We start from the raw sequence: 14,363 nt of genomic DNA, 5'->3' as shown, positions 1-14,363 counted from the left end.
TAATATTGATATAGGTAACCTAATTCAAAAAAGTGAAATGGTGATCATATGGACAACAAGAAGATTAAAGTGGATGTCGCTAATAAGGAGGGGCAGCTTGGTTTTGTATTCACCCGAGGGGGACTTCGTGAAGGAGCGGGTAGAAAGGGAATCGGAGTGACCAAGAAGGTCTCCTTAACCTTAACGGAGGAACTATGGAACAAGCTTGAGGAGCAATGTGCTGATGATGAAGTGTCCCGTTCGGAGCTCATCCGCAAGATGATTGAAGCTTATTATTCGAATTAGTGTAATCGGGAGGCAGGGTCATCTATGCGGGTCAGTGTAACTAAGGAATCTCTTCTGCATGCGCTCCAGCATGTGCTAAAGGCCGTTTCGGTAAATCATCTCATCCCTATCCTGTCAGGGGTTAGCATTCGGAAGGATCAGGATGCCCTGATCTTTACTACAAGTAACACGAACATGACCATAGAATACAGAATTTCTCTGACCACTAGCTCCACGCCGGAACAAGAGGACGGTGCCATTGTTGTACCTGCACGGTATTTATATGAGCTCGTCCGCAAGCTCGAACCGGGGTCCATCAGATTGGAGACTACAGAGCAGTGGATACTGCTCCTTTCTTCAGGAGATGCACATATCCGGTTGTGCGGAATGGATTCTACAGAGTTCCCTACGATTCAGAAGACAGATCGTCACAAGGTAGCAAGCTTTAGCATTAATAATGCTGTGCTAAAATCAGCTGTTAGGCAGGTAGCTTCTGCGGTCTCCACCTCCGAGACTAGGCCAATCCTGACGGGAGTATTTTTTGAATGGAAGAATGAAGTGCTGCGTTTAATCGCTACTGATGGCGTGCGTCTCGCCCTACGTACACTGACTGTGGAACAATCTGCTGCTATTCATGTCCAGGGCGTTATCCCGGGCGTCAATCTCTATGAAGTATCCAAAATGCTGAAGGACGAGCAGGGGACGACCGTTATTGAAGTGGGGACTAACCAGATCCAATTTACGTCAAAAGAACTGCAGGTGCAGTCCGCTCTCCTTGAGGGGGCCTATCCATCTGTAGAGAAGCTAATTCCACAGTCTTTTTCATCCGAACTCACGGTGAAGACGGTATCTCTATTGCAGGCGGTGGAGCGCGTGTCTGTGTTGGCTTCGGGGAGTATTATTAGGCTGGTTGTTTCGGGGGGCAGTCTGGAGCTATTGTCGCAAACGGCGGAGATAGGGGATGTTCTGGATCAGGTTGCTCTATTAGAAAAGAACGGCGAGGATTTCAGGATTTCCTTGAATGCGACCTTCCTCCTCGATATTCTTCGTTGTATAGATTGTGAGGATGTCAGATTCAGATTTACGGGAATCATGGGGCCGCTTGTTATTTTGCCGCAAGACCTCTCTGCATCTATGCTATTTCTGATTACGCCTGTAAGGACCGCCAACTGATAATAGCCATATATAGTGGAACCCTCTCCCAACTTCCCCTATACTTGTATGGTACGACTATCAATTTATCGAATGGAGTTTAAGAATTCATGTCTACTTTACCAAACTGCCCGGAATGCCAATCGGAATACGCTTATGAAGATCGAGGAATGCTGGTCTGCCCGGAGTGCGGCCATGAATGGTCCCCGGGAGCAGAAGCCGAGCATGACAGCGAAGAAGCGAAGGTCATCAAGGATGCCAATGGAAATGTGCTCAGTGATGGCGATACCGTAACTGTGATTAAGGATCTCAAGGTGAAAGGAAGCTCCCTCGTTGTCAAAATAGGCACAAGAGTCAAGAACATTCGCCTGGTGGAAGGCGATCATGATATTGATTGCAAAATCGACGGTTTTGGCGCGATGAAGCTGAAATCAGAATTTGTCAAAAAAGTATAGTTTAAGCCTGGCAGCAAGCATTCTGTTTCTCATGGAGAACAGAGTGCTTTTTTAGAGAATCATCACAAACCAGCAATCTTTCCAGGAATTCCAGCTTGTCTCACAGACACGGGGGTGTTCCTACGCGAAAGGGAATGTTGGTTTTGTTGTGGAACTGGGGAGTACCTCAGCGGCTATTCAAATGGCATAACAGTTTAGCAGCATCTCACGCACAGCATCGTTTATGGCCGCGTCGTTCTCAGGGGTAAGCCACTCATCGCGAATAATCATGTGGCTACACGAGTTGCCCTTAAGATAACTATATATAATCTGGGCCTCATCAATCTCATGCCTGCTGATGTCAGCCGATCGCTGAAGTGGACTGCTCCGAAAGTTATCTCTGATGATTGTCGTAATCTCTGCCTGCAGACTGGCGTTACTGAAATCCTCTGATTCAAGCTTGGTTTGAAAAAGAATACGGTTGCCCTGCAGCAACAATAGCTTGAGTGTCCGGTCGTTCATGGGTTCAACCATCGCAATCCGCTGATTTGCTCCCGCAAACTCAATGACCTTCTCTTTCTGCAGCAGGGAGCGTACTGCCCCAATATAATCGCGGTATTTGGCTGCGGCTTCGTAATTATAATTCTCCGCAGCATCCGCCATTCGCTGTTCCATACCTTCCAGAATGCTCATGTCTGTCCCGTCCAAGAGGGCAACAAAGCGGTCCATAATGCCGTTGTATGTGACCAGGGCTTCCCCGCCAGCGCACATCCCGATACACAAGCCCAGGGAGTGGTTGAGGCAGAGCGAAGCTTTTTTGGAGTGGGGATTGCTGCAGAGAATGCTGTAGCCTTCCAGGACTCCCTGTACCGCCCGCTCCACAGTGCTTCGGCTTGTGTAAGGGCCAAATAACAATCGTCGATCGCCTTGTTCGGCACCGTCCCCGGGGTCATAGGATACTTCAATCCTCCGCCGGTTACTGTCAGTTTGGATGACAATATAGGTGTAGGCGAGGGGATTTTTCATCTTTCTATTATAAGGCGGCTTAAGCTCCTTGATTAATTTGCACTCCAGCATAAAGGCTTCGAATTCGGTATCCGTCAGTGTATAGTCCAGATCTTTAATGTTTTTGACGAGACGTTTGACCTTGGGCGAATGGGATTTGGAGTCTTGAAAATAGGACTGAACCCGCCTCTTCAAGGCCTTGGCCTTGCCGACATAAATAATATTTCCCAGACTGTCTTTCATTAGATATACGCCGGGGGTTAAGGGGAGATTTTTTACCTTTTCCGTTAGATTCATATGTATCCCTCCTTGGCTTGGCAGCAGATTCATCTATAGTTCAAGTATAGACGATGGGCTAAGGCGTATAAAGAATAGGGATGAGGTCGATCTCTTAATTGGGGATGCATAAGATGAACCCCTCTTATCCATCCTAATCAGGAGCAGCAGGAATGCCAGAAGGGGGACAATCTCATCCATGAATAATAGCAATGATACCAGTTGGAAAGAAGACAATGTGGTGACCCAGGCACAGCGGTCAGTAAAGAAGCTGCACGATGCAGTATCCCAGGCGTTGAGCCATCCGAACGAACAGACGGTCGAACAGGCCGAGAACCGGCTGGAGCATACGGAACAAGCGGTCCATGAGGCGCAGCGGGTGTTTAACGGTAAGGGCGCGGAGTTGGCTGAGGAGTTACTTGCCGATGAGAAGGATCGCCTGTCTTCGCTGGATAATAGTAACCGCTGATAGCGGTTGCGCATGAAGTTGATGCAGCCCTCAAATGCTGATTGCAGCAATGAGGGCTGTTTTTGCGAAAATAACTTCTAATTTAACTGATTTTTATTTAAAATAGTACAGAATGCGCTATAGAAATACCCACTAATCCGATGTATAATTAATGGATAATTACATACATAAGATGCTTACTTCATGGCTTCATAGTGTGGTTGCAAGCGTAAGATAATTTATGAACACAGGGGAGATGAAGAAGATGGCAAAGGGAAAGATATTATCCATTAAGACGATTGTAGCGATCGGCATCGGTTCGGCGCTGTTCGTTATTCTGGGAAGGTTCGGTTCCATCCCTACGGGTATCCCGAATACCAACATTGAGACTACATATGCACTGCTTGCACTATTCGCACTGCTCTACGGGCCAACGGCTGGAGTATTGATTGGCTTAATCGGGCATACCCTTAAAGATGCGATTTTTTATGGGTCGCCGTGGTTTAGTTGGGTTATTGCTTCCGGGATAGTAGGACTCGTTATTGGCTTGATTGCCAGCAGAATCGCTATTCATGATGGAGAGTTTGGCAAAAAGGAGATTATTCGTTTCAACATTGCTCAGATTGCAGCGAACGCAGTAGCTTGGTTCGTTGTAGCTCCTATTCTCGATATTGCTATCTATGCAGAGCCAGCAAATAAAGTATTTACACAAGGCCTGATCGCGGGCGCATCGAATATTGTAACGGTAGCTGTGATTGGTACACTGCTGGCGATTGCTTACAGTAAGACAAGAACCAAAAAGGGAAGCTTGACCAAGCAGGCATAATCCCCTACAATCCAAACCAAAGGCCGGTGAGCATCACCGGCTTTTCCATTGCCATAAAACATAAAATCCCTTGCCTGTTAAGCCAAACCAACTCTGAGGAAGGTCATGTATGAATGATGAATAGAGCGGTAATCGAATTTACGAATTTTAGTTTTCAATACCGGGCGCAGACTGAGCCCACGCTTCAAGACATTAACCTGACGATCTACGAAGGGGAGAAGGTGTTAATTGTAGGCCCCTCCGGATCGGGTAAAAGTACCCTGGCTCACGCTATCAATGGGTTAATTCCTGCCACTTATCCGGGAGAAATCAGCGGTACCCTGCGTGTTATGGGTCAAGATCAGCAGGAGCTGGGAATTGCCGGGTTGTCGGAGCGGGTAGGAACAGTCCTGCAAGACCCTGACGGACAGTTCGTCGGGCTCACCGTTGGCGAGGATATCGCCTTCAAGCTGGAGAACGATGCCGTTTCCCAGAGCGAGATGACTGGTAAAGTAACCGAGGCCGCCCACGCTGTGGATATTTACGATTTTCTGGGAGCTTCACCTCAGGAGTTATCAGGCGGGCAAAAGCAAAAAACAACCCTCGCCGGTGTACTGGTGGGCGAGGTCGATATTCTGCTGTTCGATGAACCGCTAGCCAGTCTCGATCCCTATACAGGGACCAAGACGATTGAGCTAATCGATCGGGTACAGCAGCAGACTGGCAAAACAGTCATCATCATCGAACACCGGCTGGAGGATGTGCTGCATCGTGCGGTAGACCGCATCATTGTTATCAATGAAGGACGTATTGCGGCAGATCTCCCGGCTGCGGAGCTGCTTAGCTCGGGATTGCTTCAGGAAGCCGGTATTCGCGAGCCGCTGTATCTCACCGTGCTGAAATATGCAGGCTGTCCCATTACGCCTGACATCAAGCCGGAGCATATAGAAACTATCGTGCTGGAAGACGCTGCTGGCAAGCTTAGAGACTGGTACCTTGCCAATGACGAACAGCCAGAGTACCTGGATTGCCCGCCTGTACTGGAGCTGAGGGATCTTTCGTTTGGTTATGAGAAGAACCATCCGGTACTGCACGGGGTGTCTTTAAAGCTCGGCAAGGGAGAAATGGTGTCTATTGCTGGAAAGAACGGGGCTGGCAAATCGACGGTATCGAAGCTGATTTGTGGATTTTACCGTCCTTCATCGGGCTCGATCTTAATGAACGGGCGTGATATCGGCTCTGATTCGATCAAGGAACGGGCCAGCCGAATCGGCTTTGTCATGCAGAACCCCAATCACATGATCTCGAAGACGATGATCTTTGATGAAGTGGCCCTGGGGCTTAAGGTTCGCGGTATGGCGGAGAGCGACATTGAGAAGCGGGTGCACGAAGTGCTTCAGGTCTGCGGACTATATCCATTCCGGAACTGGCCGGTCTCTGCGCTCAGCTATGGCCAGAAGAAGCGGGTGACGATTGCCTCCATTCTGGTGTTGCAGCCGGAGATTATTATCCTGGATGAGCCAACGGCCGGCCAGGATTACCGTCATTACAATGAAATGATGGAATTCCTACTGGGTCTAAGCAAGCAGGGGATAACGGTCATTATGATCACTCATGACATGCACCTCATGCTGGAATATGCACAGCGAACTATTGTACTGGCGGATGGCCGAAAGATCGCCGACGATCGTCCGGAACGTGTTCTATCCGATAAGGCCATTATACACAGCGCTAATTTGAAGGAAACCTCGCTGTACAGGCTGGCAGAACGTGCGGAGATTGATCAGTCTTCCGAGTTTGTCAGACGTTTTATTGCTTTTGACAGGGAGGCTCGCCAAGGATGAAGGTTAAGATGCTATCCTATACCGACTTGGACACACCAATCCACCGTCTGACTGGCGCGACCAAGCTGCTGTTTTTCGTGCTTTGGTCGGTTTCTGCAATGATTACCTATGATACGAGAGTGCTGGTGGTCATGCTGTTGTTCAGTCTATTTGTCTTTAAAATCTCTCGGGTACCGTTTCAGCAGTACGCATTTGTTCTATATTTTATCCTGATCTTTTTCGTCCTGAACCATCTGGCTATCTTCCTCTTTTCACCGCTGGAGGGCGTATCCATATACGGCACGCGACATGATATTTTCCATATTGCCGGACGGTATACCGTCACTTGGGAGCAGCTGTTCTACCAATTAAACATTGCGCTTAAATATGCCGTGGTCATTCCGATGGCGTTATTATTCCTGCTGACTACGGACCCCAGTGAATTTGCCGCTTCGCTGAACCGGATTGGCGTGAATTACCGGATTGCTTATTCCGTCTCGCTGGCTCTGCGCTATATTCCCGACATCCAGCGTGATTATGAGAATATTTCATTCTCTGCCCAGGCAAGAGGTATTGATACCTCCCGTAAGGAAAAGCTGCCGACCCGGCTGAAAAATATCGCCGCTATCCTGTTCCCGCTCATTCTGACCAGTGTGGAGAGGATTGACAAGATCAGCACGGCCATGGAGCTGCGCGGGTTTGGCCGGGGCAGCAGACGCACCTGGTACAGCTTGCGGCCGTTCACCAAGAGCGACTATATCGCCTTGGCTTTGATTATCCTCATTGCGGCAGCGTCTGCCGTGATTACATTTTATGACGGCTCACGGTTTTATAATATTTTCGTAGAATAATTACCTGATTTTATGAAACTGGACAGAGGGGTGTCTACTTTGACTCTGTATAATAAGTCACAAATACAGAGAAAAGAGGATACACATTATGCATACCCAGATTGTTCGCAAGCCAGGGATTACCCTGACAGGAATAAGTGCACGGACGACAAATGCGGAGGAAGCCGGTCCGAACGGAGTTATTCCTGGGTTGTGGGGACAATTTTCCCAAGCTAATCTTGCGGAGGCAACAGGTGCATCTAACCCTCATCTGACTTATGGGCTGTATACGGACTATGAAAGTGACTTCACAGGTGCTTATACGATCTTGCTTGGTCATGAGCACGGAAGCGCCGAGATCCATAAGGAGAGCGGGTTTGCCCATGCTGTCGTACCGGAGAGCAATTATATGGTGTTCACAACTGTAAAAGGGCCAATGGAAGTAGTGGTTCCGCAGGCTTGGGCGGAGATCTGGAAGTATTTCAAGGATTCGCCGGAGAAGCGTACTTATACTGGTGATTTTGAGCTGTATGATGCCCGCAAGTTTGATGCGGCGGGTGTAGAGGTGCAGATTTATATTGCTGTAGAATAGAAAAAAGCTGCCGGGATTCTCCCGGCAGCCTGAGGCAGACCTGCGGGTCTGCCTTTTCTTATATAATTCAGCGGTTATATTCTTTTTACCGGCTGTTGTGTGCCCGGTTGTTTACGCTCCGGACCATTGTTGGTCGCCCGTCAAATATTTCTCGGTCAGGACGGACAGCAGGTGTATACCGACCTCATTCTCTCCACCTTCAGGGATAATGAGATCCGCGTATTTCTTGGAAGGCTCAATAAAAGCTTCGTGCATCGGCTTCACCGTAGTCAGATATTGTTGGTGAATCGACTGGATGGTACGGCCACGCTCTTCGATATCGCGGAGTACGCGGCGAAGAATACGTACATCAGGATCGGTATCGACGAAGACTTTGATATCGAGCATGTCCCGCAAATGCTCATCCGACAAGACATGAAGTCCTTCGATGATAACGATGTTGTTCGGCAACAGTTCTTCCGTCTCTGTGGTGGACCGTGCATGAACCGTAAAATCGTATACTGGAGCCTGGGCAGCGAGCCCTTGCTTCAGCTCTTTAAGATGCGCAATTAGCAGCTCATTGTCAAAGGCGAACGGATGATCATAGTTGATCAGAGACCGCTCTTCCATGTTGAGATGCGAATGGTCTTTATAGTAGTTATCCTGAGATATGAATGTTACTTTGCCCGTCCCAAGCCGGTCTATGACGGAACGAGCCACCGTGGTTTTACCCGATCCGGTGCCGCCGGCGATACCAATAATAAGCATGGCGATTTAATATCCTCCCTAACCATTGCCGTTGCAATTCCAATATTGTAGCACAGCAACAACATTTTTTCATCACGATACGACAAATGAAAACTGGCATTTTTTAAAATACGGCAATATTGAGAATTCAGTCATACGGAAGGCTGTTACACGCGTGATTTTTGCATGAAACAGAGGATTTTTATTGAAAATAGGTTAAAGGTTGATTTCAACTGGGGTTGCAGAAGCAGGGCTGTCGGGCGACTGTTCATGGATGCAAAGGGAGATGCCAGTTTAGAGTGCTGTGCAAGAGATGTGGACGGCAGGGGATAGATGGTATACTTTGATCAAAGAAATGAGGCGGATTAGCCATAGATCGGGGAGTGGGCAGCATGGAAAAAGGTAATGTGGAGGAACTGAAGGCGCAAGCGGAGGTCTTCCTCAGAGGTTGTCATCAGGAATTGGGATCATCTGAAGCGCAGCTGGAGAAGCGTATTTCGGAGGTACAGAGGGAGATTGCAAGCACGGGAACCTACCGCCATACCGGAGAAGAGCTGACGCATGGGGCACGCATGGCTTGGCGGAATAACAGCCGCTGTATTGGCCGTTTATTCTGGCACACAATGGAGGTCATCGACGCGCGTCAGGCAGAGACCGAGGACCAGATTGCGGAAGTGCTGCTTCAGCACATCGAAAGAGCTGGAAACGGTGGCCGCATTCGGTCCGTAATCACTATATTCCGCAGTGGGGAAGACCCGGCAAGTCGAATTCGCATCTGGAATCATCAACTGATCCGCTATGCCGGTTATCCGGCAGAGACGCCGGGGAGTAAGCGTTCCGGCGACCCTGCTTCCGATGCTTTCACCGCAGTGTGTCAGCAACTGGGCTGGCAGGGAACAGGCGGTGACTTCGATGTGCTACCGCTGGTGGTCTCGATTGGCGACGGGAAGCCTCGCTGGTATCCAATTCCTGGGTCTCTAATCAGGGAAGTGCCTTTTACCCATCCTGAAATCGAGCGGTTCCCGGAGCTTGGGCTGCGCTGGTATTCGGTGCCGATCATCTCGGATATGCAGCTTGAAATCGGCGGTATCCAGTACACAGCGGCTCCTTTTAACGGATGGTATATGGAGACCGAAATCGGCTCCCGCAATCTTGGGGATACTGGAAGATACAATCGCCTGCCGGCAGTCGCCGACCTGATGGGGCTGGACCGTTCCACGAACACTTCGCTCTGGAAGGACCGGGCTATGCTGGAATTGAACCGGGCGGTACTGCATTCGTTCAAGCAGGCTGGTGTCAGCATCGTGGACCATCATACGGCGGCAGACCAGTTCGTTAGGTTCCAGCAGCAGGAACAGGAAGTGGGCCGCGAGGTCTCCGGCCGCTGGAACTGGCTAATCCCGCCAATGTCGCCTTCGGCCACCCCCATCTGGCATGACAGCACCTTGAAGGAGTTAGATCTGCGTCCGCGTTTCCGGTACCAAAAAGCCGCTTATACAGGTTGGCTGGATGGAACTGAACTGAATCAGGAGAAGTCTGACGATACAGGGGCCGAAGACAGTGGGGCGGAACTGGTATGTCCGTTTCACCATAAGTCCTGAGCGTCTGCAGGCGTTTCAACCATGTATTGCAACGGCTGTCTGACCAAATTCATTTTTATATAAGACGCACAAAGGGTTCATCCTTCTAGGTAAGCACTAAGCAACCCCCTGATGGCTGACAGCTGCAATTAGGGGTTGCTTTTTGGATAGGAGAGGATTATACTCATCCCAAGAGAGTGATTGATCAATAACCAATCGAATGAAACGCTGCAAGGAGGTTAAAATGAGCAAAGAATCGACTACGACCCGTGGCAAGGCTGATGAATCGCCCTCTATCAACCGCCGGGAGCAGATTTTGGAGGCCGCGGTTGTTGTCTTTGCGGAGCATGGCTATTATCGGGCTACAACAGCTCAGGTTGCCGAGAAGGTAGGCATTTCCCAGCCTTATGTATTCAAGGTCTTCAAGAACAAGGAAGAGTTGTTCATAGCGGCTTTGGAACGGTCATTTGAACGTATTGTTCAAGCCTTTCAAGGCGTTAAGGCATCGGCTGACACTCTGCTTCAGGAGGCAATCCGCACTTACGAGCTGCTGATGGAGACGCATCCCAATGAGATTATTCTTCAGGTTCAGGCTCTAGGTATCCGCGATGAGTTGATCCGGCAGACAATGCAGGGTGGAATGAGCAGAGTGACGAGCCTGGTGGAGGGGAAATTCATTGCTGCTGGAATGCCGCAACCTGAGGTGCTAGTCAGCAGCTTTATGGCGAACGGTATGTTGTGCAATATTGCAATGGCCTTGGAGATGCCTCAGCTGAAGCCGAAGCATCCGAAGGAGCTGTAGCGAACCAGGCACAATGCAGACATTCTAAGGGCAAATGCCCTTAGAGATTTTTTTCATCATTAGTTATTGATTAATCACTAACAATATAACCAAGGAGGAATTATGATGTTATTGAAAAAAGCTTTAGTGCTGGGTGCAACGGGCGGAACGGGAACTGTAATTATTGCGGAGCTGTTAAAAAGAGGGGTGCACACGGTAGCCTTCGGCCGATCCATGCCCAAGCTGGAGCAGCTGGCGGCAGACTTGGGCTATCCTGCCAGTCTGACTCTGACGACAGGGGATGTATTCAACAGCGAGGATGTGTACTCGGCTGCGCAGGGCGTTGATGTTATTTTTCACAGTGCTTCAGTTCCTTACAACGAAATGATTACGCGTCTGCTTCCTATGGGGGAATCGGTGATGGAAGCTGCGAACAGATTAGGCACCAAAGTAGTAGCTGTAGATGGAATTTATCCCTATGGCAGACGGCATAATGAGCAGCCTATCGATGAGAATTATCCCAAGAATCCGCATACCAAGAAGGGAAAGAAGAAGCTGGAGTTCGAGCGCATGTTCTTCAGCCCGCGCTGGAACCATACGAAGAGAATGATTGTGCGTCTGCCTGATTATTATGGCCCTACAGCTAACGATGCTTCCTATTTAGGGACGACACTTGCATCAATTGCTGCTGGTAAGCCGGGGGCGTTCGTCGGAACGATGACCGTGCCGCGGGAATATGTGTATCTTCCAGATGCGGCCGTGATGATTGTTGAATTGGCAAGCCGAGAAGAAGCCTATGGACAGAACTGGAATATTCCAGGCGCAGATGTTATCTCTGGGCGGGACATTGTTAACATCGCCCGAAAGGCCAGTGGAACATCTAAAATGGTGATACCGCTCGGCAAACCTAGTCTCTCCCTGCTGGGTCTGTTTATCCCGGTGATGAAGGAGATTGTGGAGATGCTGTATCTGACGGAAGAACCGCTGCGTTTAAGTGGTAAAAAGTACGAGCGTCTGGTCGGGCCGATCCCCGCAACCCCTTATGAGAAGGGCATTACAGAGACGATTCAAGCCATTAAGCGACGTCAGGGTCTGGTGAAGGCCAAGTCCTGAACCCACGGCTGATTTGCTGAAGTTAGAAATGGTGTTGCGTGATGAACTGTGATAAGATTTAGTTCTATATAGACAGAGGAAGTGACTCTTACAAATGATCAATATCACCATTCCGACACCGGAAGTTACCATTACCAAACAAGAGAACCCAGTGCTTAGCAACATCTACGGATTTACTGATTTCCACCTGATTACCCGTGAGCTGGGCGGAATCTTCATGTTCTACAATGACAAGGACGAGCTGCTGTTTGTGGGCAAAGCCAGAAAGCTCAGACCAAGAATCAAGAAGCATTTTGAAGACAGCGTATCGCCAATCAAACAGCACCGCGACGAAGTCACCAAGATTGAAGTGTACCTCGTGGAAGATGCAATGGACAGAGAGATTTACGAAACGTACATCATTAATACCGGAAAAGCCAAATACAATGTAGATAAAGTGTTCTACAAATAAATGTTTTGAGCACAAACAAGCGTCTGCCTCTCTTGGCAGACGCTTGTTTCGTAATATTAAGGTCCGCGAAGATACTGCTGGTGGTCCGCACTCAATAAAGACCCCTTTCAGGGCCCTGTTAAGGCCGGGTGTGGACACTTTTTTCCAAATTACAAAGTAAGCGCTCCTGTATGCCGTCGCCGGATACCCGGCTGATCGCGTATAGCACGGACCCCGTGACAGGGGTGAAGCGTGGCTCTACGATGGAAAAGACTTTATTGCGGCCATTGCTCAGTAGTACCGGCAACTTGTCTTTGAAATAACTACTGTTAATAACGCTCCCAATGAACGCGACCGGAACGGTATCGCTTGTCAGATATGGAGCCACCAGCTCTATGCCCACCTTCAACTGATAGATTGCCCGGTCTGATACCCGTCCCGCCAGGGAACTTCCCTTGGAGGCTGCTTCAGTGATAAAAGGTGTGAACCGCTCGAATTTGCGATCCCGGTCTCTACGGTCCGGGGTAAAGCCCCTTTGTCCGAGTAGCCACAGCTCCTGAACCGTGCTTACGTCCCAGTGACGAAGCATTTCCTCGATCAGTTCCTGATCTGTTCCGTCTGTATGCCCCGCCAGCACTTCATATACGGCATCATAAGCCAGAAAGCGTGCGCCACTTCTCGTGTAATGATGGAAGTCATAATTTCGGATAAGCTGTCCGTCTTCCTTCAATGCGACTATGATTGACCCTGTACCGGAGAGGGCAACGATGCCAGGCTTCGTGAGAAGGGCTCCGTAATGGGCAGCGACCGCATCATTGTAATGCCACTTCGGGCAGTTCAGTCCTTCCAGATCGGTTAGCGCTTTCACCCATTCCAGATCCTCTTCTGAATCATAGCCGGCGATGCCGGCAGCAAGTCCGCTCACATCGTCCAGTGTCCTGTCTGCTGCTTGCAAAGCCTCTTGTATCCCCTGTTTTACATTATGTGTGGCCTGCAAATCTTTATGTACCCAAGCTGCCCCGCTCTCGACATAAGAGAGAACACGCCCATCCAGGCTACTGATCATTACCCGAGTATGGGTACCTCCCCCATCTACTCCGATAACCACTTCCTGATTCTCAAGCATAGGAGCCCTCCTTGGCTATATTCACAACCATTATAGGGGGAAGCGGCGGCCGATGAAAGGGCCTGAATCTAAACGATGAATGAAATAAGCGGGTTAGTCCACACTATTACACGATATTCAATTCGCAGTTTAAAGGAGAAGGTATTACATGAGTAGATGGTTCAAGCTAATATTGCTGTGCGCATTCGTTACAATCAGCGTGACCCCGGCATCCGTTCAAGCAGCTCAGGCTTCAGAGAGCATGTCTGCTCGCGTGGGCAAGCAGTGTGTGAGTCCTAAGCAGGTCAAACTTAAAGAAGACTTCAGAAAGCTGTGGACCGATCACGTCCTCTGGACAAGAAGCTATATTGTCAGTGCTTTGGCAGGCCTTGAAGATAAGGATAAGACCTTGGAGAGACTGCTGAAGAACCAGCAGGATATCGGAGATGCCATCAAGCCTTTCTATGGCGAGGCTGCGGGCAATAAGCTGACTAAGCTGCTGAAGGAACATATCTTATTGGCCGGCAAAGTTCTTGAGGCCGCGAAAGCTGGCAATGGGGCCGATCTGGAAAAATACAATAAAGAGTGGCATCGAAATGCCGACGATATCGCCAAATTCCTCAGCAGTCTTAATCCGAATTGGTCGGAGAAAGAGCTCAAGGAGATGCTGTACACCCATCTTCAATATATTACCGAAGAAGTGGTAGCAAGGCTCGGCAAGAAGTGGGACACAGATATCGCTCTTTTCGACAAGAATCTGCAGCATATGCTTATGCTGGCTGACATTCTAAGCGGGGGCATTATTAAGCAGTTCCCAGAACAATTTAAATAATGATTCACTCCAAGGCACCCGAAAGGGTGCTTCTTTTTTTATAGGGAGGAGGGCCTAGAGAAGGACAGTGAATTACTTAACTTAATAAAATAGGTCTTAAGTAACAAATGACAAAGTTAGATATAAAGGCTCACTAATCACCTGAACAATTAAACTATAATAGACTC

The 14,363-nt window shown here is 49.1% G+C and carries 16 protein-coding genes; 13 read left to right on the top strand and 3 right to left on the bottom strand.

The window, feature by feature from the left end; all coding sequences use genetic code 11:
• Positions 1 to 48 precede the first annotated feature (48 nt).
• From HPT30_RS21680 to HPT30_RS21670, 3 genes are all read left to right on the top strand, one after another.
• On the top strand, positions 49 to 285 hold the full coding sequence (locus HPT30_RS21680) for a ribbon-helix-helix domain-containing protein (RefSeq protein ID WP_175373410.1): 237 nt from the start codon (positions 49 to 51) through the stop codon (positions 283 to 285).
• Between the two features lie 24 nt (positions 286 to 309).
• Positions 310 to 1,437, top strand: coding sequence for a DNA polymerase III subunit beta (dnaN, locus tag HPT30_RS21675; RefSeq protein ID WP_175373409.1), 1,128 nt, complete (start codon positions 310 to 312; stop codon positions 1,435 to 1,437).
• Positions 1,438 to 1,526: 89 nt separating this feature from the next.
• The gene (locus HPT30_RS21670) at positions 1,527 to 1,871 is read left to right on the top strand and encodes a zinc ribbon domain-containing protein YjdM (RefSeq protein WP_066378195.1); all 345 of its coding nucleotides are present in this window, start codon (positions 1,527 to 1,529) and stop codon (positions 1,869 to 1,871) included.
• Positions 1,872 to 2,048: 177 nt separating this feature from the next.
• On the opposite strand, the gene HPT30_RS21665 is transcribed toward HPT30_RS21670, so the two are convergent.
• Entirely contained in the window at positions 2,049 to 3,152 is a 1,104-nt protein-coding gene (locus HPT30_RS21665; RefSeq protein ID WP_175373408.1) for a GIY-YIG nuclease family protein, read from the bottom strand.
• A gap of 178 nt (positions 3,153 to 3,330) precedes the next feature.
• Between HPT30_RS21665 and HPT30_RS21660 the strand changes: the two genes are divergently transcribed.
• The 5 genes from HPT30_RS21660 (at position 3,331) to HPT30_RS21640 (ending at position 7,629) form a co-directional block, all read left to right on the top strand.
• Positions 3,331 to 3,600, top strand: a complete 270-nt coding sequence (locus HPT30_RS21660; RefSeq protein WP_175373407.1) for a hypothetical protein — start codon at positions 3,331 to 3,333, stop codon at positions 3,598 to 3,600.
• Positions 3,601 to 3,835: 235 nt separating this feature from the next.
• A complete protein-coding gene (locus HPT30_RS21655) occupies positions 3,836 to 4,405 on the top strand; it encodes an ECF-type riboflavin transporter substrate-binding protein (protein WP_217622481.1) in 570 nt (189 codons plus the stop codon).
• A 116-nt stretch (positions 4,406 to 4,521) separates the two neighbouring features.
• A complete protein-coding gene (locus HPT30_RS21650) occupies positions 4,522 to 6,228 on the top strand; it encodes an ABC transporter ATP-binding protein (RefSeq protein ID WP_175373544.1) in 1,707 nt (568 codons plus the stop codon).
• Positions 6,225 to 7,058: an energy-coupling factor transporter transmembrane component T family protein gene (locus HPT30_RS21645; protein WP_175373405.1), complete on the top strand. Its 834-nt coding sequence runs from the start codon at positions 6,225 to 6,227 to the stop codon at positions 7,056 to 7,058. Before HPT30_RS21650 ends, HPT30_RS21645 begins: the two co-directional genes overlap by 4 nt.
• 88 nt (positions 7,059 to 7,146) lie before the next feature.
• Entirely contained in the window at positions 7,147 to 7,629 is a 483-nt protein-coding gene (locus tag HPT30_RS21640) for a GyrI-like domain-containing protein (protein WP_175373404.1), read from the top strand.
• 111 nt (positions 7,630 to 7,740) lie between these two features.
• Here HPT30_RS21640 and udk read toward each other — a convergent pair whose 3' ends face one another.
• On the bottom strand, positions 7,741 to 8,376 hold the full coding sequence (gene udk / locus HPT30_RS21635; protein WP_175373403.1) for a uridine kinase: 636 nt from the start codon (positions 8,374 to 8,376) through the stop codon (positions 7,741 to 7,743).
• Positions 8,377 to 8,747: 371 nt separating this feature from the next.
• Here udk and HPT30_RS21630 point away from each other — a divergent pair, with 371 nt between their 5' ends.
• From HPT30_RS21630 to HPT30_RS21615, 4 genes are all read left to right on the top strand, one after another.
• Positions 8,748 to 9,956, top strand: a complete 1,209-nt coding sequence (locus HPT30_RS21630) for a nitric oxide synthase oxygenase (RefSeq protein ID WP_175373402.1) — start codon at positions 8,748 to 8,750, stop codon at positions 9,954 to 9,956.
• Between the two features lie 223 nt (positions 9,957 to 10,179).
• Entirely contained in the window at positions 10,180 to 10,737 is a 558-nt protein-coding gene (locus HPT30_RS21625; protein ID WP_175373401.1) for a TetR/AcrR family transcriptional regulator, read from the top strand.
• 105 nt (positions 10,738 to 10,842) lie between these two features.
• The gene (locus HPT30_RS21620) at positions 10,843 to 11,829 is read left to right on the top strand and encodes an NAD-dependent epimerase/dehydratase family protein (protein WP_175373543.1); all 987 of its coding nucleotides are present in this window, start codon (positions 10,843 to 10,845) and stop codon (positions 11,827 to 11,829) included.
• Positions 11,830 to 11,923: 94 nt separating this feature from the next.
• On the top strand, positions 11,924 to 12,280 hold the full coding sequence (locus tag HPT30_RS21615; RefSeq protein ID WP_175373400.1) for a nucleotide excision repair endonuclease: 357 nt from the start codon (positions 11,924 to 11,926) through the stop codon (positions 12,278 to 12,280).
• Between the two features lie 118 nt (positions 12,281 to 12,398).
• Here HPT30_RS21615 and HPT30_RS21610 read toward each other — a convergent pair whose 3' ends face one another.
• A complete protein-coding gene (locus HPT30_RS21610; protein WP_175373399.1) occupies positions 12,399 to 13,385 on the bottom strand; it encodes a BadF/BadG/BcrA/BcrD ATPase family protein in 987 nt (328 codons plus the stop codon).
• 148 nt (positions 13,386 to 13,533) lie between these two features.
• On the opposite strand from HPT30_RS21610, the gene HPT30_RS21605 reads away from it, so the two are divergent.
• Complete coding sequence (locus HPT30_RS21605; protein ID WP_175373398.1) at positions 13,534 to 14,196, top strand: glycosyltransferase; 663 nt, start codon at positions 13,534 to 13,536, stop codon at positions 14,194 to 14,196.
• Positions 14,197 to 14,363 lie beyond the last annotated feature (167 nt).

This window comes from Paenibacillus agri (genome assembly GCF_013359945.1).
GTDB lineage: Bacteria > Bacillota > Bacilli > Paenibacillales > Paenibacillaceae > Paenibacillus_AQ > Paenibacillus_AQ agri.
The sequence above is the reverse complement of the archived record's forward strand: the minus strand, read 5'-3'. Positions and strand labels throughout refer to the sequence as shown.

Excerpts from the sequence above, each read along its gene's own strand:
- HPT30_RS21625 (WP_175373401.1), top strand. The coding sequence starts at position 10,180 with ATGAGCAAAGAATCGACTACGACCCGTGGCAAGGCTGATGAATCGCCC.
- HPT30_RS21640 (WP_175373404.1), top strand. The coding sequence starts at position 7,147 with ATGCATACCCAGATTGTTCGCAAGCCAGGGATTACCCTGACAGGAATA.
- HPT30_RS21605 (WP_175373398.1), top strand. The coding sequence starts at position 13,534 with ATGAGTAGATGGTTCAAGCTAATATTGCTGTGCGCATTCGTTACAATC.
- HPT30_RS21610 (WP_175373399.1), bottom strand. The coding sequence starts at position 13,385 with ATGCTTGAGAATCAGGAAGTGGTTATCGGAGTAGATGGGGGAGGTACC.
- HPT30_RS21630 (WP_175373402.1), top strand. The coding sequence starts at position 8,748 with ATGGAAAAAGGTAATGTGGAGGAACTGAAGGCGCAAGCGGAGGTCTTC.
- HPT30_RS21665 (WP_175373408.1), bottom strand. The coding sequence starts at position 3,152 with ATGAATCTAACGGAAAAGGTAAAAAATCTCCCCTTAACCCCCGGCGTA.
- HPT30_RS21650 (WP_175373544.1), top strand. The coding sequence starts at position 4,522 with ATGAATAGAGCGGTAATCGAATTTACGAATTTTAGTTTTCAATACCGG.
- HPT30_RS21660 (WP_175373407.1), top strand. The coding sequence starts at position 3,331 with ATGAATAATAGCAATGATACCAGTTGGAAAGAAGACAATGTGGTGACC.
- HPT30_RS21655 (WP_217622481.1), top strand. The coding sequence starts at position 3,836 with ATGAAGAAGATGGCAAAGGGAAAGATATTATCCATTAAGACGATTGTA.
- dnaN (WP_175373409.1), top strand. The coding sequence starts at position 310 with ATGCGGGTCAGTGTAACTAAGGAATCTCTTCTGCATGCGCTCCAGCAT.
- HPT30_RS21615 (WP_175373400.1), top strand. The coding sequence starts at position 11,924 with ATGATCAATATCACCATTCCGACACCGGAAGTTACCATTACCAAACAA.
- HPT30_RS21680 (WP_175373410.1), top strand. The coding sequence starts at position 49 with ATGGACAACAAGAAGATTAAAGTGGATGTCGCTAATAAGGAGGGGCAG.
- HPT30_RS21645 (WP_175373405.1), top strand. The coding sequence starts at position 6,225 with ATGAAGGTTAAGATGCTATCCTATACCGACTTGGACACACCAATCCAC.
- HPT30_RS21670 (WP_066378195.1), top strand. The coding sequence starts at position 1,527 with ATGTCTACTTTACCAAACTGCCCGGAATGCCAATCGGAATACGCTTAT.
- udk (WP_175373403.1), bottom strand. The coding sequence starts at position 8,376 with ATGCTTATTATTGGTATCGCCGGCGGCACCGGATCGGGTAAAACCACG.
- HPT30_RS21620 (WP_175373543.1), top strand. The coding sequence starts at position 10,843 with ATGTTATTGAAAAAAGCTTTAGTGCTGGGTGCAACGGGCGGAACGGGA.